This window comes from Paenibacillus nasutitermitis (assembly GCF_014641075.1).
GTDB lineage: Bacteria > Bacillota > Bacilli > Paenibacillales > Paenibacillaceae > Paenibacillus_Z > Paenibacillus_Z nasutitermitis.
Genome location: NZ_BMHP01000003.1, coordinates 298,483 through 317,251 on the forward strand (window position 1 = coordinate 298,483; position 18,769 = coordinate 317,251).

At 50.0% G+C, this 18,769-nt stretch carries 14 protein-coding genes and 1 pseudogene; 1 reads left to right on the top strand and 14 read right to left on the bottom strand.

Features of this window, described 5'->3' with window-relative positions; genetic code table 11:
* Window positions 1–19 precede the first annotated feature (19 nt).
* The 11 genes and pseudogenes from IEY46_RS37075 to IEY46_RS20505 form a co-directional block, all read right to left on the bottom strand.
* Window positions 20–121 (bottom strand): annotated as a pseudogene (locus tag IEY46_RS37075) (acetyltransferase); the annotation flags it as partial.
* Window positions 122–314: 193 nt separating this feature from the next.
* The gene (locus IEY46_RS20460; protein ID WP_188996059.1) at window positions 315–1,493 is read right to left on the bottom strand and encodes a VWA domain-containing protein; all 1,179 of its coding nucleotides are present in this window, start codon (window positions 1,491–1,493) and stop codon (window positions 315–317) included.
* Between the two features lie 66 nt (window positions 1,494–1,559).
* Entirely contained in the window at window positions 1,560–3,854 is a 2,295-nt protein-coding gene (locus tag IEY46_RS20465) for a DUF5682 family protein (RefSeq protein WP_188994496.1), read from the bottom strand.
* A complete protein-coding gene (locus tag IEY46_RS20470) occupies window positions 3,854–4,945 on the bottom strand; it encodes an ATP-binding protein (RefSeq protein ID WP_188994498.1) in 1,092 nt (363 codons plus the stop codon). The genes IEY46_RS20465 and IEY46_RS20470 overlap by 1 nt, the downstream gene beginning before the upstream one ends.
* Before the next feature lie 55 nt (window positions 4,946–5,000).
* Window positions 5,001–6,941, bottom strand: coding sequence for a HEAT repeat domain-containing protein (locus IEY46_RS20475; RefSeq protein WP_188994500.1), 1,941 nt, complete (start codon window positions 6,939–6,941; stop codon window positions 5,001–5,003).
* 58 nt (window positions 6,942–6,999) lie between these two features.
* Window positions 7,000–8,430 (bottom strand): SWIM zinc finger family protein, encoded by a 1,431-nt coding sequence (locus IEY46_RS20480; protein WP_188994502.1) that lies wholly within the window; start codon window positions 8,428–8,430, stop codon window positions 7,000–7,002.
* 501 nt (window positions 8,431–8,931) lie between these two features.
* Complete coding sequence (locus IEY46_RS20485) at window positions 8,932–10,662, bottom strand: cache domain-containing sensor histidine kinase (protein WP_188994504.1); 1,731 nt, start codon at window positions 10,660–10,662, stop codon at window positions 8,932–8,934.
* 22 nt (window positions 10,663–10,684) lie between these two features.
* Window positions 10,685–11,407 (bottom strand): response regulator transcription factor, encoded by a 723-nt coding sequence (locus IEY46_RS20490; RefSeq protein ID WP_188994506.1) that lies wholly within the window; start codon window positions 11,405–11,407, stop codon window positions 10,685–10,687.
* Between the two features lie 263 nt (window positions 11,408–11,670).
* Window positions 11,671–13,146 (bottom strand): protein adenylyltransferase SelO, encoded by a 1,476-nt coding sequence (locus tag IEY46_RS20495; protein ID WP_188994508.1) that lies wholly within the window; start codon window positions 13,144–13,146, stop codon window positions 11,671–11,673.
* Window positions 13,147–13,450: 304 nt separating this feature from the next.
* Complete coding sequence (locus IEY46_RS20500) at window positions 13,451–14,257, bottom strand: SDR family NAD(P)-dependent oxidoreductase (RefSeq protein ID WP_188996061.1); 807 nt, start codon at window positions 14,255–14,257, stop codon at window positions 13,451–13,453.
* Window positions 14,258–14,353: 96 nt separating this feature from the next.
* Complete coding sequence (locus tag IEY46_RS20505; protein ID WP_188994510.1) at window positions 14,354–14,965, bottom strand: TetR/AcrR family transcriptional regulator; 612 nt, start codon at window positions 14,963–14,965, stop codon at window positions 14,354–14,356.
* A gap of 222 nt (window positions 14,966–15,187) precedes the next feature.
* On the opposite strand from IEY46_RS20505, the gene IEY46_RS20510 reads away from it, so the two are divergent.
* The gene (locus IEY46_RS20510; RefSeq protein WP_188994512.1) at window positions 15,188–16,684 is read left to right on the top strand and encodes a DHA2 family efflux MFS transporter permease subunit; all 1,497 of its coding nucleotides are present in this window, start codon (window positions 15,188–15,190) and stop codon (window positions 16,682–16,684) included.
* Window positions 16,685–16,813: 129 nt separating this feature from the next.
* Here IEY46_RS20510 and IEY46_RS20515 read toward each other — a convergent pair whose 3' ends face one another.
* The 3 genes from IEY46_RS20515 to IEY46_RS20520 form a co-directional block, all read right to left on the bottom strand.
* Window positions 16,814–17,194, bottom strand: a complete 381-nt coding sequence (locus IEY46_RS20515; protein WP_229750509.1) for a GNAT family N-acetyltransferase — start codon at window positions 17,192–17,194, stop codon at window positions 16,814–16,816.
* On the bottom strand, window positions 17,082–17,381 hold the full coding sequence (locus tag IEY46_RS36470) for a GNAT family N-acetyltransferase (RefSeq protein ID WP_229750525.1): 300 nt from the start codon (window positions 17,379–17,381) through the stop codon (window positions 17,082–17,084). Before IEY46_RS36470 ends, IEY46_RS20515 begins: the two co-directional genes overlap by 113 nt.
* A gap of 384 nt (window positions 17,382–17,765) precedes the next feature.
* Complete coding sequence (locus IEY46_RS20520) at window positions 17,766–18,392, bottom strand: DUF7010 family protein (RefSeq protein ID WP_188994514.1); 627 nt, start codon at window positions 18,390–18,392, stop codon at window positions 17,766–17,768.
* Window positions 18,393–18,769 lie beyond the last annotated feature (377 nt).

Below are 18,769 nucleotides of genomic sequence, written 5' to 3' on the forward strand. Positions count from 1 at the left end.
GCCCAATTCGCCGACTCCGGATGATTCCGTCGCCAACTTTTACCCCCGGCATAATCGTGACATGTTGTCCCAGCCATACATCATTACCAATCAAAATATCGCCTTTGAAAGGCAATTGTTCTTTCGCTCAACGTTTGGCCTGCTTGGTAAATTTTTAATGTAACAAACTGTTCTAATATTTTCATTTGGATAAAGCTTATTTTTATCCGGAGCTAGAACCCTAAGCGGGAACATATCAACCTGCTGCACCCCAACAATTGCAGCCTCAGGTGTCGACTGCATGCTCCGCCTGCAACCCCCGCACTTGCTTGTTCCTACAGCCCAACCTTCTTCTCAAAACTCTTCTCAAACGCCTTCAAATCATACCCCTTAAAAGCTAACTCAAGTAACTGCGGCAACAGCGCAGGCGTACACGCAAAACAAGGAACACCCATAGCAGAAATTCGCTGTGCCATCTGAGTATCGTAGTAGGGCTTGCCCCCATCAGCGATCGCGAGCAAACTGATAACCGTCACGCCCGAGGACTTCATGTCCTCGATCCGCTGCAGCAATCCCGCACGGTTGCCCCCTTCCTCCAGATCGGAGATGAGGAAGAATAACGTCTTGGAAGGATTCTCGATAAATTGCTGGCAATACGCCACGGATTTATTGATATCCGTACCTCCGCCAAGCTGTATGCCGAACAACAGATCCACCGGATCATCACTCTTCTCCGTCAGATCGATGATCTCCGTATCGAATGCCACGATTCGCGTCTTAATCGCGTTCATGCTTGCTAGGATGCAGGACATGATGGACGAGTATATAACAGATTCACCCATTGAACCACTCTGATCAATGTCCACAATGACCGTCCAATTGTTCGTGCGGTTGGCGCGGTCAAAGAAGTAAAACCGCTCGGGGATGATCGTCTTCAGCTCAGGATTATAATTCTTCAGATTGCGGTTAATCGTATATTTATAATCGATCGCTGCGGCAGATGGAATCGGTGAATGCTGCTTCTTGTTCAAGGCTGCCGTTACAGCCCTGCGAATGTCTTCTGCAAGCAGCTTGTTGATTTCATCGACAATCTTCCCAATAAATTGTCTGACACTCTCCTTGGATCGCTTCGGAATATGATCCTTCAACATCATAATCGTGGAGGCCAGATTGATATCCGGCTCCAACTGCTGCAAGATCTCCGGTTCAAATATTAACTGCTTCAAGCCTTTGTTCTCAATGGCGTCCTTCTGAATGATCGTGACAATTTCTTGATCGAACAGCGATCGCACATCACCCAGCCATTTTGTAATCTGAGGTGATGAGGGGCCCTTGCCACCGCCTTGCCCTAAGCCGCCTCCACCCGTATTGTCATATAACGCAGCCAAAGCCTGGTCCATCAGATCCTGTTCAGCCGTCAGCTGACATGGCTGTTGGGATAGCTGCTCCAGCATGGCGCTGCTGTCTGCTCCCAGGATCAAACGCCATCGTGCGATACGCTTCGCTTGCTCCATATTCATCATGCCCCTTAACCATATTTCATCTTTGCCTTCCACGGACAGCTTGTTCACCATACTTCTCTATATATCGCCAAAATCGAAGTCATCCAGCTCCGACAGCATCGTTTGCTCCTGCTCTGTCGTTCCGCGGTTCAACACATCACTGACCTGCTGCACGTTCAGTCCCCAGACTTCGCCGAGGTTCTCCGCGATATCGCTGCGTTCTTTGGCGGAGAAATGAGAGAAAGATCTGCGCAGGAAGACCAACGCGCGCTTGAATTCCTGATCGTCAAGTGTATCCAAATACTCGCTTAGCTTCTCCCATAAGCTAAGCCTTGCAATGAGGGCATACTTGTTCTTAAGCGCTAATCCTTCGAACCAGCTTGCTCCCAAGTCCGCAGGAATCCCCTTCGATAAGCGGCGTTCAACCTCAACCGCAAGCAATTGATTGTCCATGATGCCGCGTTCCAGGAGTATCGCTGTTGCAAAGCCGGAGGCTTTCGTGTTGATATCGTCCCGATTGGACAGTTCCTCTAATACATCCAACCACTTCTGGGCATCCAGGAAATCATGATGGTTTGATACCTCATTCAATAGATCCATCGCGGCAATGATATCGGTCACAGCCTTGTTATCGCAGCTGCAGTTGTCCGCCATGATCAAGCAAGCTCGGAAGAATAGCTGCTGCAGAATAGGCACGAGCGCTTCATAATCAAGCTTGCGAATACTCCCATAGCGAATGACAATAGAAAGGCTGTGCGCGGTATCCGCGATTTCCTTCACGGAAGCCGCATCGATCGCCAGCTTCTGCAGCGCTGAGGTTGCAATCTGAACCGATTGCGGCATGCCGCACATGCACGCATCCGCAATAATGGCCGCGGCTTCGGATATGGTCTGACTCTGCTCGATGCGCTCCTTGAAGATGAACGCCGTCGCAAGCTCCACGGTCTCCCCCTTTAGGGCAGACTCGACCAGCTGAATCTCTGCTTCCACACTCCACTGCATAGTCCAAGTCTCCGCCCAAGTCGCCTTGGCCTGATCGATCCGCTGCTTCCGTACAAAGCTAATACCCAGCATCTGCAGACGGTGCAGAAAGAAGGACCGCCACAAGTCGATAAAAGCCGTCTGCTCCGACTTCACCCGCGTGTTCTCGCGCAGGTCCAGCTCCAAGGTCTGTGCTACCGTCGACTTATACTTGTCGAGCTTCAACTCCTTCAGGACCCGGTAGAAGTCCGCTTGAATGGAGGTCCGGCTAATGCCGTCAGGCAAGCTGCCCAGCTTCGTACCGATCTCGGTATCTGCAACGGCAAGCGCGATCTCGGAGAAATGCCCGTGACCCATGCACGTTACGGCACTATCCCGCAAATCCCGGAGCGACGGCACGGTGAAGCCTTTCATCTGAGCCAGCGTCTGACTGAGCCGTACGGCTTCGATAACCTCCGCCGCGGATACCATATGCCCCGCTTGTCGCTGGTAGGCCGCCAGTCTAGCCATATACGTGTAAGCGGTATGCTCCGGCTTGCACGCATTCAAGCTCTCCCACAGCAGCTCATAATAGGCTGGCGCTTTGTTGCTAGCGCCGTACCCGGAGCGCGAGGATAAGCGATAATAGGAATAGGGCATCAGTGTTGTCTGCGCAGGAATAGCCGGCAGGGAAGAAATCTCCTCGCTGCTAAGCGCTGTTGTCGCTCGTATTCCATCGACATGATAAGCACCAGTGACGACGACGATCTTATCCGGATCGTATCCCTCCGCGATGGCCAGTTCGAGTTGATGTTTCATGTACGCTTCTCGCAGCAGATTCTCGGCTTCGTCCAGCGGATCTTCATCCCTCCATTCACGAAGCTGGCGGCCATATTCACTAGCGCCGCGCAGATAAGCGCCGCTGCTCTGGTTATGCTCGAAGTGCCGCTCCCAGAAGGTCTCCTGACTATCCTCGCCTGTAAGCTCGGCAATCCCCTTATTCACACTCACAGAGGGTTCCACTGCCACCACACCCGAACCCGATTCCTCTGACGCTTGCTGCGCTTCAATAGCAGCCCGCTTCTCCTGAATCGCCAAGAATACGGATGAGGGCAGATCGATAAAGCGGCAGGCCCGCTGATTCTCATAAACCCATTTGATCGCTTGATATTCGGGTGAATAGACCGCGAACGGGTATAGAATCGTGCGAATCGGCACGGTCTCGCTGTATGCCATAATCGCAATCGGTGGCTTCGTTTCCTGTGCGCAGATATGAATGAGCTGATCCGTCAAATCGCTCGGCCCTTCCACTAACACCAGGTCAGGCTTCAAGCGGTTCAGCAGCTCTAATAGATGCCAGGAGCCGGCAGGAGACAGATGTCGTACTCCGAATATTGTAGGCTCTTGAGTCACTATCCGTTCAACCCCTTGCACTCCTTATACAGATCACGCCACTTTTCGCCGCGCTTTTTCACGATATTCTCCAAGTACTCCTTGAACGCAATACTATCCTTATCCTCGTCCTTGACGACAGCTCCCTGCAGGGCAGCTGCAACATCATAATCGGTGATTGTTCCCGTACCGAAGCCGCCTGCCAATGCCATACTGTTGGCAAGCAGCGAAATCGCTTCAGCTGTGGAGAGCACGCCGCTCGTCGTCTTCAGCTTCTGCTTGCCGTCCAAGGTGACGCCTTCTCTCAGCTCTCGGAAGATCGTCACGACCTTTTCCACCAGCTCATCGCTGGGCAGCTCAGCCTGAAGCTCCAGATTCGCGGAAAGCTGCGTTACCCTCGTCTTTACGATATCGATCTCCGTCTGAATGTCTGCAGGTGACGGCAGTACAACGATATTGAAGCGGCGCTTCAACGCAGCCGACATCTCATTGACGCCCTTGTCGCGTGTATTGGCCGTTGCAATAATGGAGAAGCCCTTCTTCGCCGGCAGCTCGTATGCCAGCTCAGGCACGGAGACGCGTTTCTCCGATAGGATCGAGATCAATGCATCCTGTACCTCGGAAGCACAGCGCGAAATTTCTTCAAACCGTGCAATCGTTCCGCTCTCCATCGCGCGATAGATCGGGCTCTTCAGCATCGCCTCATTAGAAGGCCCCTGCGAGATCAGCATCGCGTAGTTCCACGAATAGCGGATGTGCTCCTCCGTCGTTCCTGCCGTTCCTTGGACAACCTTCGTGGAGTCGCCATTGATTGCCGCGGTAAGATGCTCGGACAACCATGATTTCGCTGTTCCGGGTTCACCGATTAACAGTAGAGAACGGTCCGTAAGCAGCGTTGCAATTGCAATCTCAATAAGCCGCTTATGTCCGAGGTACTTGGGTGAAATCTCTACTCCATTAACCATTCCGCCCGTAATATAAGTAAGCACCGACTTGGGCGACATTTTCCACCCTGTTGGAATGGGATCGCTTTCGGCTTGGATGAGGGTGTCCATCTCGTGCTGATACATGGCCTCAGCCGGCAATCGTTGAAACTCTGTTGTGCTTGACATCTATAGTCACTCCTATTTTTCAAAATGGTGATCGCTCCATGATACGGTTTCCGTTCTACCAATACGTGACTTCCTCGCCAGCTTGCAGCTTTTCCTGAAGGGCTCTTAACCGCTCAACGGTATAATACCGGTTCTTCAAATTCCCTTCTTCGTTCAGTGCAATCATCCCCCGGAGAAGCTTAATCTCCTCTTCCCGCGACAGATGCAGATCCCTGCACACAGATTGGAGCTGATATGACGAGAAATTCCCTTTCTGCACCAGCTGCAGCAGCAGGTCATGGAACTCGCGATGACCCAAACGATACAGCGCATAAAGTTGGATATCGGAATACAGCTCCTCGGAGCCTTGCAGAAAATATCGATACAAGACCGCAGAATTGGCCGGGTTATCGGGATTGATGAGCCCCATCAGCATGGCATCGTATTTCTCCATGATTTTGCTGCCGGTGTAGACGCTATCTACATAGCTCATCATCTGCCCTAACCGCTTGAACTTCGATGCTTTATAGATATCGGGGCTCGTCAGCAATTCGATCCAGCGAGGGTCCAAGGAAGCGAATAGTTGTCTCGCATCCTCATTCCGCCAATACTTGCTCCCGTTGTAGCTGCTGTCGTACAGGAAATAAGCCTGCTTCTTCTCATCGTAACAAATCTGGGATAGACAAGCCGCGATCGTATCCAGGCAGGTTTTATCCCGCAGCTTGGGTGCGAATTCATCATACACAGCCTCAGCCGGCTTGCTTAACAGAGCAGCGGCAAAGCCTGCATGCAGGAATACCTGTTTATGGTTGCGGTACAACAGCTCCGCTGCAGGAAGGGTTTCTTCATTCAATCCACCGATCATGCCTTCGATCAATTTCAGATTGATTTCCTCCAGCAGGCTGCTGTCCGCTCTGCCAAGGGTCAGCTGCTGCGCGGTCTGTTTGTCCCGGAGATTGCCAAGCCCCTTCTGATGCTCGGCCAGCTTCTCATACAAGGCGATCAAGAAAACGGAGGTTTTGTTAATCGTCATGCGAACCAACGTCCGCAGCAGTTCGACTTCCTTAGGCTCCAGCTCGAAGCGCTTCTCCTCTAATAGGGGAGCCACAAGTTCATCCAGCTTCCCGGCAACAACATCCGATATCGCATCACTGCCATTATCATCGAGATATTCCTCGACATCTGCCGGATGTTTCTTGGCATGCTTCAACCAAAGCGTGGCAGCGCGATCATTGTTCATATGGACAAGCGAGGAATAAGCGGCTGTCTTCACAGCACTCTTTTCCGTTTCCGCTAATTGAATTAAGATGTCTGTGTTCTGCTCCTCATGCTTCAACGCATGAACGGCCGCCTCCCTCACGGTTGAAGAGCTTCCTTCAAGCAAGTTGATGTAAAAATCATTCTCCCGTCCCTTCGCAAGCTGCTCAATGATCTCCACCCTGCGCGCCATCTCCCGTTTGCCCTTCGGATCAAACTGCTGCTTCAGCAGCGGAATGACATCCTCGTCCTCCGTGATGAGAACGTTCTTGACGAGATCAGCCATATCCGAATAGCTGTCACAAAGGGCTGCAACAAGATTCGCTTTAAGACGAAAATCATGCAGCGCCGGTGATTGTGACTCATAAGCCGTATGAACAACCTCGTAACGCCCCGAGCCTTTTTCCGTTAAAGCTTGCTTCAACGGCTGCAGCTCGCTGTATCGGCTGGCCACATAGGGAGTCCCCGTCGATGCGATTGTCTCCAATTCCCCATTCACTTGGGTAGCCCCTTGCGTATAGAGTACAGCATCAATCAAAGCGAGCGCATCCATTAGGACTGCGGCCTTATTAGACGTATCGCGCTGGATCAGAGGCTGCAGCTGCTGCGCGATTCGCTGAAATACCGGAGAGGCTACGGCAGCTTCACTAAATTGCTCGATAGCACGTTTCAGCCTGAAATCCTCGCTAATCATATTCACCCCCGCAATAGCGGAGCTGTTAAGCCGTTCCTGCAATTCGTAAAGTGCGGCAATACTCATTGTGTCGTTTCTCCCATCTCTATCAGATTGTCGGCTTTCATCAGGCAAGCTATATCTCCTAATACATTAATCGCATAATCTGTTCATCTGTAATAATGGAACATGGCTGCATGACCATTCTCTTCGTTGTGTGATCATAGTATAGGAGTCCGAACAATACCTGCTGCTCCAATAAAGCATCACTTGGCACATAATGCAGCAGCTCCACAGTTGATTCGGTCATGCCGTCGGGTATATTTTTCAGCAATAAAGTATGGCCATTCTGATCCTCCAGCACATAGTCCTCGCCAATCCTGCCGATACGCTTGTAGGCGAGCAGCACGGCTGCGAATTTATCCGACAGCGTGTTCTTGATCTGGTTCTTCACGAGCTTGGAAACCGCCGCAATATCCTGATGGGCATGCTCAATAATCCGTTGTATATCTGCTACACCTGCATTCCGTATCGAGAATTCATCCCAGCGAATGCGTTTGTTCAGGTCGCCTGGATAGCAATACAGCTCGCGCGCCTGCACGACATCAAAGCTCGTATCGTCCTGCTTCACATGCTTGAGCGCACGAAGCGGCCGATAATTAATCGTCTTCGAGATAACGCCCGTCGCAAGCTCCAGCCAATACCCGATATCCACATACTCCTCGCGGGCTTGATCCAAATATATCGTAAATGAGAGCTGAATAAGTTCACTATTCTCTTGGTATAACCCAAGCTGCTTCAGCTGTGCCGCATTCCAAACAGAACCGATGCTTTCATATAAAGTCGAATCCTCTACCTCAATTTGATCGGATTCCAGCTTGGTGCCAAAGAACTGCCGCGCCTTCTTAATGACAGCTTGGAGCTGAACCATGTAACGAACGGTATGAGCATATCGCTCCTCGGCATGGCTGGGATCATCCTTCAACGATTCCATCTCCAGAATGATTCGCTTCAGGAGAATCTGTGGTCCCGGCAAATAATAATCGCCAAGCTGCTTGGCCAGATCGGTATACGTCTTGAGCGAATTGCCGCTGATGGTGCCTAAGCCAGCATTCAACATGTCATTCATACATTGCTCGGCCAGTCCGAGGCCTTCGAGCTGCTTCTTCATCTTCTTGGCTAATGCAGACTTGTTCACTTTGGGAGGCTCGCTCGACTCCTGCTTCTCACGTCTAGTTTCCCTCTTCGTCCGTTTCTCGATAATGTCTTCGGGAATCTCGCAGCTCTCAAACGACTTGCCCGCCATTGCTTCTACCAGCAATGCTAGTCCATGCTTGCATGGAAACTGTCTGCTCGGACAGCTGCAGCCGAAGACCGGCTGTTCCGGATTGATCGAATCTACAGTTGTGTTGTAGTTTGATTTTCCGCTGCCGCTGCATTCGCCCATCATGAAGCTATTATCTTCAGACTTATAGAGCTTTACAAAGCCTCCCTTCTGCGAAATCTTCTTGGCATTCGCAATCGCTGCTGCATTGGGAGCTAGCATTGTAATCCATTCATTCGTAATCGTTAGCATGGTGTACCTCCTGGTCATACAAGGATGTATTCTGATTCAGCGGCTGGCTATGTTATAGGAACAAGAATATGACTCTATTAATGATTATAGAATATTCCAGTATATAGGAATATGAACATTTTGGCTTATCCGTCATCGTTCATAGCTAATGTTTAATCCAGAAGCCTGTCTCCCCGTTTCTGAAGCGCCGTTCCGTCGATATTTCTGCAGTCCATCATCAATGAATCAGGCACAATTTTCAGGTATGGAGATAAGCGGGTAACAACCTCCATGTCCCGCTTGATCAAAATCAAGATGCCCTGTTAACAGGCTCAAAAGAGAAGACGAAATCCCGGCGCTTTTCATGTCGCCTTTAATGCATCGCCACTGGGAAATTCCTTGCTGCAGCCGACAACGAGACGTTTCACGGTTGCGCTGCCTCCCGGCTGCAAAGGCAGGTCTTCCGACTGCCGCCTACTGACGGCTGGAACATGCGTGTTGCACAAAAGAAAAACCGCAGGCTTACGCCTGCGGCAGCGGAAGCGAAATGGTCACTTCCGTCCAGCGCCCCGGTTCGGAGCGGATATGGAGTCCATATGGGAGGCCGTAATTAATCCGGATCCGTTCCTGTACATTGAACAGGCCAATGCCGTGAGGCGTACCGGCAACCTGATTTTGTTCCCCGCTCTTTGCGGCCTCAGCGGTCAGAGAGCCAAGCGTTTCTTCAATCTGGCTGCGGGTCATCCCTTGCCCGTCATCTCTCACCGTGAGCTTAAGCTGCCTGTCTTCGGCGATGGCCCGAATCCGGACAGTGCCTGCCCCTTTTCCGGCTATGCCGTGAAAAATCGAATTTTCCACGAGCGGCTGGAGTATCAGCTTCGGTACGGGAATCCCGCTTAGACCGGGATCAATTTCTTCCACATAATGAAACAATTCTCCATAACGGACCTTCTGTATCTGCACATAGGCGCGCAGTGAATGAAGCTCTTCTTCCAGAGGGGCATGATCGCTTTTTCCGATACTGTAGGTCAGCAGCTCAATAAGGGAACGAATCGTGTCCTCCACTTCCAGAACCCGGTGCTGTTTGGCCAGACTGCCTATGCAGGCGAGCGTATTATACAGGAAATGGGGGCGGATCTGGTTGACCAAAAGCTGCAGCTCGATCTCTTTTTTTCGTTCTTCGTTTTCCTTGACCGTCTGTAGCAGCTCCTGAATGCGGCCCATCATCGTGTAAAAGCTTTGGGTGAGCCGGCCGATTTCGTCGCCTCGTTCAATTTGCCGCGGCTGCACGGCCACGCGCTCTCCGCGCACCCGGTTCATCTGGAGCGCCAGCCGATTGATCGGCGTCGTGAAATGGCGGCTGATGACGAGGGTCAGTACAATAAGCAAGGAGAACCACAGCCCGCCTATTGTAAGAAACCGGATATAAAGCGAATGTCCCGCTTCGTTGAATTTGCGTTCGTCCGCCAGCGTGACCAGGTACCAGCTGAGCTCGTACCGTTTGCTTTTCACGGCCATCAGCGGCCCGCTTGCCCCTTGGATGCGGCTGACCCCGTTGGGAAGTTTGGTCAGTTCCTCGGTAAAACGGTCCTCCATCTCCGGGGGAAGAGTCGCCGGCTTATAAGGCACGATGGTGCTGTACGGATTATAGGATACGATATTCCCGTTCCCGGTAAACAGTGCAAATCCCTGTCCCGATTTATACAGCAGCTCGTTTAGCCGCTTGGTCAGCTGTGCCGTATTGATTTCCGCCAGTAGGATGCCGCTCCCACCTTTGAGAGCCAATGCGAAAGCGATCGTCTGTCCGACCTGAAGCGGCGTATAATAAGGTTCGCTCCAGTTGACCAGACCGGGATTCTCATTGGCGACACGGGCGATCTTGGGCAGCTCCGCATGACCGACGATATCGTAGGCCAGTTGGTTGCTTGAAATAACCGTCCCATCCTGCTTCAATACGAACATATGGGATATAATCGTACCGTTCGGAGCGATATATCCCTGCAGGGCGCTTTGCAATTTAGCCGGATCGCTCAGCAGTTTTTGGTCCATATCGGCTGCGGCGTTAATTAAAATGTTCCGGATATTCTGCAGATACAGATCGAGATATTGCCCGGTCCGCTCCAGAAAAAGCGTCATATCCGCCGATTTTTGTTTAATCAACGCCGCCCGGGAGCTGCTGAGCGCACTGTAAAGCAAGCCGGAAAACACCAGCAGGCTGGCCAGCGCCAGCGTCAGGAAAAGCCGGACGTACATGCTCCTGAAAAACCGCTGTGAGCTAACCATCGCTTCCTCTGAATTGACGCGGGGCTTTGCCGAATTGCTGACGGAATACATCGGTGAAATAACGATAATTGGGAAATCCGCTTTCAGAGGCCACTTCGTATACCTTCATCGGACTATGGCGCAGCAAATAGGAGGCTTTCTCCAGTCTGATCCGTTTCACATAATCCTGGAACGATTCCCCCGTTTCACTGCGGAACAGCATGCCGAAATAACTGGTGCTCAGACCCACATGCCGCGCGACCTCCGGGATACCGAAGGATTCCTTCAGATGCTCCCTCACATACTCGGCGGCGCATCTGATCTCATAGCGTTGGTCCGGCTCCTCCTGGTTTTGCTGCGGCAGTAAGCTTCTGGCCTTGTTGAGCGCCGCAAGCAGCTCCTGCTCCCGATAGGTGCCTTTCAGCAAATAATCGCAAGCGCCCAGCACCAATCCCTCGCGGGCATAATTAAAATCGCTGTGACAGGTGTGCAGAATCACCTGAAGCTCAGGCTTCCAATCCTTCAACTGGCGGGTCAGCTTCAGTCCGTCCATCACCGGCATCACGATATCGGTCACCACAATATCGGGTTCTTTGCTTCGGCACAGTTCAAGAGCTTCCTGCCCGTGACGCGCTTCGCCGACCAATTCGAAATTATGGCTGGCCCAGGAGAACATGCGCAAATTTTCGCGGATCGGTACTTCATCATCCACAATGATCACCTTGGTGTATTTCACTGCAACCCCTCCGTTTTTCGCAGAAAGTCACGTGCCTTTACTTCTTATTATAAAGCCGCACCCCTGCAGGAGATAGGCACCTCCGGTGATGAAATGTCAGAAATTTAACGATTATGATCAGCGCTTTCATATAAATGATTCTCAAACGATCAAAAATAGCAGCCCTGTTTCATATAGTCGTTACTTTTGGCAAGTCAACAAAAAAAAAGAGAACCCCGCAAGGCTCTCAGTTATCTTATTCGGCTGCTATTGCGGTAGCCGTCTCACGTCCCGCAATATGTCCGGTAAGGACGGTCGGATTGGGCAGGCGAAGCGGTGTAGTCGGCTTGTTCAGGAGAATGTGCATAAGGGTTCGCAAGAACGCCAAGCAGCCCTTCCACTACGCTGTAATCTTCATGTTCCACTGCTGCCTCCAAGGCTTCTTCCACCCGATGGTTGCGGGGAATAACAGCGGGATTGCTGCTGCGCATCAATTGATCCGAGGAGGTCTCAGGCTCTTGCTGCCTGCCCCGTCTACGCTGCCACAGCTCTTGCCAGGCAGAAAATTCACTCGTGCCGGACATGACAATATCCGCTGGATTGTCGAAGGTCAAGGCGCGGAACGTATTGGTGTAATCGGCCCTATGCTTTTGCATCATGCCAAGCAGGTCTTCAATCAGCGCTTCATCCTCCGTCTCCTCATCAAACAAGCCCAGCTTAGCCCTCATTCCCGCAAGCCAGCTTCCTTCATACTGCCCGGCAAAATCAGAAAGGGCATCCTCGGCCAATTTGACCGCCTGCGCCTCGTCGGGATCCAGCAGCGGCAGCAGAGTCTCGGCAAATCTCGTAAGGTTCCACGCGGCGATACGCGGCTGATTGCCATAAGCATAGCGTCCATCTCTGTCAATGGAACTGAACACCGTTGCCGGGTCATAGGAATCCATGAATGCACAAGGACCGTAATCGATGGTTTCCCCGCCAAGAGCCATGTTGTCGGTGTTCATCACCCCGTGGACAAAGCCCGCTAGCTGCCACTTGGCGATCAGCTGGGCCTGACGCGCGATAACGGATTGAAGCAGGAACAGATAGCGGTTCTCCTGTACATCCCCCTGCGGAAAATGCCTCGCCAAAGTGTAGTCGGCGATCGCCCGAAGATCCTCGGAGGTGCCCCAATTCGCAACAAATTGAAAAGTGCCGACCCGCAAATGACTGGCTGCCACGCGGGTCATAACGGCACCCGGCAGCACCGTTTCCCGGCGGACGGGCTCGCCGGTTGTGACGACGGCCAAGCTGCGGGTGGTCGGAATGCCGAGACCGTGCATCGCTTCGCTGATGATATATTCGCGCAGCATCGGACCTAGCGCCGCCCGGCCATCTCCTCCGCGGGAATATGGCGTTCTGCCCGGACCTTTAAGCTGAATGTCAAGCCGCTTGCTCCCAGGAGTGATCTGTTCGCCCAGCAGGATCGCCCGCCCGTCTCCCAACATCGTAAAATGTCCGAATTGATGTCCGGCATAAGCTTGCGCAAGAGGATCTGCACCTTCAGGAATCCGGTTGCCGGCAAATACTTCTATGCCTTCCTTGCTTTGCAGCGCTTGCGGGTTCAAGCCCAGCGATGTGGCCAGGGCGTCATTCAGAATCACCAGCTTGGGCGAGCGCACAGAAGTCGGGTTCACCTTTGTAAATAAGAGTTCCGGCAGGCGGGCGTAACTGTTATCGAAATTCCAGCCTGCTTCCAAGGCTGTGTTATGGTCTGTCATTGCAGCTCCTTTTGTTCCGGGTATTTTCTTCTGTTCTGATATCTATTGTATATATTACCCGCTTTCCTAATATAAATCACCCGCTGTGGCGCAATACGTTTCTTCCCATCGAAATATCAGAAAAGAATAGGCCAAAATTTTATACTTTCTGTTATTTAAACATAAACGACAGCCCCTAAATATCATTAAGGGGCTGTCGTCATCTTACACGCTATTGGACTGAGTATCCACCATCCGCGAGCGAACTGCAGATCCTGTAATCGCCAGTACACCTGACAGCATGGACACAATCTCCGAGCTGTTGTTATGGCTGAGCTTTTTCCATAAATTGCTCAAACTCGGGAACAGTTGGATTGGCAATATAATGCCCGCCCTCCACCTGAATCGTCTGTCCGGTAATAAACTTGGATTCATCAGAAGCCAGGAACAGGACGGTATTCCCGATATCATCCGGTTCTCCGTGGTAGGGCAGCGCGTTGTATTTCGCGAAAATATTCAATACCTCCGGAGGCATATTATTCTCGGCTGCCGGCGTCAATATCAATCCAGGTGCGACTGCATTACAACGAATGTTATTCTTGCCATACTGGGTGGCGATATATTTCGTTAGATTTACGACAGCTGCCTTCGAGGCCCCGTAAGCAACCCGGACCGCATCTCCAGTGAAACCCGCCATGGAGGCTGTATTGATAATCGAGCCTCCGCCAGCATGAATCATATGGGGGATCGCGAACCTGCATCCCAATAACACGCTCTTTAAATTAACATTCATGAGTCGATCCCACTCATCAAGATCAACATGAACAACATCCAGATCCTTCTTCAGGTTTGTCAAGCCAACATTGTTGAACAGACAAGTAATTTTGCCATAATGCTGTACCGTAAATCCGACGGCTTTCTTGATCGAATCCTCATTTCCGGCATCAACAAATATGCCCGCTGCATCGCCGCCTTGGGTTTTAATATTCTCTGCCGCTTCCTTAGCGCCATCAACATTAAAATCGGCAATGACTACTTGAGCTCCTTCTTTTGCCATTAAGCTGGCGGCGGACAAGCCTATGCCCGAGGCGCCTCCAGTAATCAGAGCCACCTTATCCTTCATTCTCGCCATTATTTCGCAGGTTCCTTTCTTGAGGAAACTCTCTTGATTCGCGTAGTATGCTCTCACAATACGTCAATTATGCCTGCTATTAATTAACGGTCCCTTTTATTCTTGACTAGACGATTCTGAATTCAACGGTACCAGCAAATAGAGCTGCTTGGCGAGATAGAGCGGCGTGTATGGCATATCGTTTCGAAGCCAGGAGACGATTGTACCGATAAAAGCGGATGAGACATACCAGATGATAATATCTTTCGGAACACTTACGGAAAAAGAAGACGAAGGAATGTCCCCTTTCTCGATTTTATTGGTGAGCACTTCCACCATCAGTTTAAGGAGTCGTTCAGTGAACACAGGTATCCGTTTTGAGGCGAGCATGACTCTGTAATAATTTGAATTTTCCGCAATATGCTCCAGCATTTTGACCAGCACGGGCCATACTTTATCCGTGGGTGCAGGCTGAGGCTGATTCGGAACATCTTTCAAGATCGCCTGAATTTCTTCAATCGTGTCATCTGCCATCCGCTCCATCATATCCGCAATGTCCCGGTAATGCAGATAGAAGGTAACGCGGTTAATAGTTGCGCGTTCCGCGATCCGATTGACGGTAATTTTCTCAAGCTCCATCTCCTGAAGCAAATCAAGAAAAGCGTCCCGGATCAATTGCCTTGTACGAAGTACACGCGGATCCGTACGTGTTAATTTTGTGGGCGACATAGGATCTCCTTCCTCTTACAGGTTTTGAACGACAATTTCTATCTGATTTGTAGATTATTATCCATCTTTGCAACAGATGGCTTTCATGTGTAAACTAAAAAACATTTTTTTAAAACTTGTTGCTTGTGAAAAATAATCGAGATCATTATAATTTTTTACATTGAGCCTATTATACAACAAAGTGTTGTTTAGTTAAGGGTAAATTTGAAGGGATTGAGCAGGATGAGTAAAGATTTAGCGTTTGACAGCAGTTCCATTAAGAAAGGACCTCTGCTGTTCGTCATGATTCTGGGGGCTTTTATCGCCGTTCTGAATCAGACGATTATGAGTGTTGCACTGCCGGAGCTGATGGTCGATTTCGAGATTGCGGCGTCCACTGCCCAATGGCTGACAACCGGCTATATGCTGGTTAACGGGGTGCTTATCCCGATTACCGCATTTCTGATGCAGCGGTTTACGACCCGGGAGCTGTTCCAGACTTCCATGGTTATTTTCCTCGCGGGCACGATTGTATCCGCAGTGGCCACAAACTTTGATATTTTGCTTGTTGGCCGCTTGATTCAAGCTGCGGGCGCCGGTATTATCATGCCGCTGCTGATGAATGTGATCCTGACCGTATTCCCGGCCAACAAACGTGGAGCCGCTATGGGAATGGTCGGTTTCGCCATTATTTTTGCACCTGCCATCGGACCTACAGTCGCCGGGTACATCATCGAGCATTATTCCTGGCGCACCATGTTCTACGGCATGATTCCGTTTGTTGTGATTGTCATTGCCGTTGCCTTCATTTATTTGAAAAATGTTGCGGAACGTCTTTATCCCAAAATTGATATGCTGGGTGTCCTTCTCTCAACAATCGGATTCGGCGCGCTGCTTTACGGCTTCAGCAGCGCCGGCAGCAAAGGCTGGTCAAGCGCAGAGGTCATTGTTACCATAGCTGCGGGCGTTGTTTCCCTAATACTGTTTGTCTGGCGGCAGCTGATCTCCGAAAGTCCGCTTCTGGATCTCAGGGCATTTAAATACAGTATGTTCTCCCTGACGACGGTTATTAATATCGCGGTAACGATGGTTATGTACGCAGATATGATGCTGCTTCCCCTGTACTTGCAGAACGCGCGGGGATATACAGCGCTGGAGTCCGGACTGCTGATGCTCCCGGGTGCGCTCTTGATGGGGATTATGATGCCGATAACCGGAAAACTGTTCGACCGGTTTGGTGCGAAGTGGCTGTCCATTATCGGTATGGCCATCACGATTGTGACCACTATTGGCTTCGTCAATCTGACTGATTCGACCAGCTATACCTATTTGGTGCTCATGTCTACTGGACGGCGTTTCGGGATGGCCATGTTCTTGATGCCGATCACCACAGCAGGCTTGAACCAGCTGCCTGCAAGACTGAATGCACACGGTACCGCCATTTCCAATACCATCAAGCAAGTGGCTGGCGCAATCGGCACCTCTCTGCTAGTCACCGTTATGAGTACCCGTACCAAATCCCACTTCCAGGATATGATGGCAACCGGAGGCGAGGGTAACGGAACACAAGAGCATATGTTGATGGAGTCGACCATTCAGGGCATCAATGATGCTTATCTGGTCATTATCGGAATCGGAATTGTCGGCCTGCTCCTTTCGTTCTTTATTAAACGAACCGGAGTCGTCGAAGAAGTTCAAGTCGGTAAGAAAATGGAACCAACAAAAGTCAGGGAAGCTTAGGCTGAAATAAGGTTAAACGAGCCAGGCCCTCGCTTATGGAGTGTTAAATAAACATGCGAAAGAGCTTCTCCGGTTAATAAAGCCGGAGAAGCTCTTTTTTGTGCAGCGATGCAGATCTGGTCTTCGCAATTATTGAGCCGGAATTTGAGGTATAGGAGTGGATTGTGTATCGATTCGGAGAATCCCATAGTACCTCAGATCCTCATAAGTTTCTCCTTTACGAATATGATTGCGCAAGATACCTTCTTGTTTCATTCCTATTTTCTCCATTACTTTATACGAAGCAGGATTTCGCGTCATTGCTGCAGCAAATACCCGGTTTAACGCCAGCTCATCAAATGCAAACTGAACGACCCGTTCCGCCGCCTCTGTGCAGTAACCGCTCCTCCAGTATGGCTTACCAATCCAATAAGCCAGTTCTGCCATATTGTGAGTCTTGTTTACATGCAGCCCCACAACTCCGAGGAATACCCCCGCCTTCTGTAAGAGTAACAGCGAACGAAAAGCCATCGCCTCTTGCTGCAGCTTCATGCCTTGCGTTAATAAAAGTTGAGGCCAAACCCGCTGGATATGGATGAGGCATATTCAGTGTCGTATCTGCTACCTCTTTTTCTCCAGCCAATTTTTCGATTGCTTCAGCGTCGTGAAGCTCAAGCTGCCGTAATGTCAAACGTTTGGTAATCATCACCTTTGTCATTTGAATTCCTCCATTTAATGATTCGAATGCAAAAGCAATTGGACGATACTAGCAATTATTCCAGTTATTATACTAAATGCTTTTCAGGGTCACAACCTGTTTTAGCGATTTCTTTAAGTTGATCCCAGGCATGCATGTTTGCATGATGGAATTCGATCCTTCGTTTCCTATGCTTCCCGTTTGTTTTCGGGGATGATCCGAGATAACTCCATAAGTGGCCACAGGGGATAAATGAATGATGATTGGTATGTATTCTTTATGGATAGAAACCAATTCGATATAGAAATTGGCTAAACTCCTTATTCAAAGAGTCTATAAGTACCTTTTAATTCGTGTGTATCCGCACCATTACATTTTCCCCTAGCTGTATGGCCGTTTATGGACTTACCTCGGACTTAAAGCGCCCGATAACAGTCTTTTACCTATTAGCAATATTGCCAGACTAGTTCCCCACAAGATCAGGGCAGAGCCAAGGCCTACTACAGACATAAAAGCATCTATCTGATGTTCCCCCAGCGTGACCTTCTCAGGTACAAACAGCAATGTAATAATGGCAAGTAAACAAAGGAGTGCGCCTGTAAAATAATAGAGTCTGACCTGGAAAAGATGGGCCAATGGGAGAAAATGAACACCGACAATAATAGTTATTATGAGAGGTATAAGTTCAGGATGACGAGTAGCGTTGCAAACAACAATCGTAATGACAATAGCCAAACCCTGTGCTGCGGAAATAATGTTAAACCAGAACCTTGTACTCTTTCTGCTATTTAAATCTGCACTTGAAACCTGATTCTTTAATCCTCTCGATGCACGTATTAATGAAACACCACCGATGAACAGTGCTATACCTATGGTAACAGCAGCAACTAACAACAACGGAACTCCCCCCCAGCCCTGCAATCCCATAACACCTGTGTACGCCCATAGAGTACCGAAGAACGCCATGAAAAATACACCAGAAGCCGTTCCACGCACTGCGGTTCCAGGAATAGTGTTTGATGCTTGTGTCATATATTTCCTCCTTCAACATAAAATCGCATCATTATATACGAATTTTCACAAACATGGTTCCATTGCTACACAGATCCCAATATCTCAAGAGGCCATTCTTATCAAACTTTTTTACAAATTAATCAAACTCCCCTTATTTACAACCATATTAATCCGTATGGTGAGTTTCACATGGATCTGGACCTGCGACTAGCTTTATAGAACGGAGATTGGTCATATTGGTTAAGCGAACTTCTCCAAGGATAATGGACTCCTGTCTTAGGCCGGTACAATTTCTGGGAATGAATATTTTAGCGTCTTTTTTGTAGGGGAATTCTAACCAGCATGGTGGAAGAATATCCAATAATGACATTTTGGGATAGGGGCGCTACCTGCTA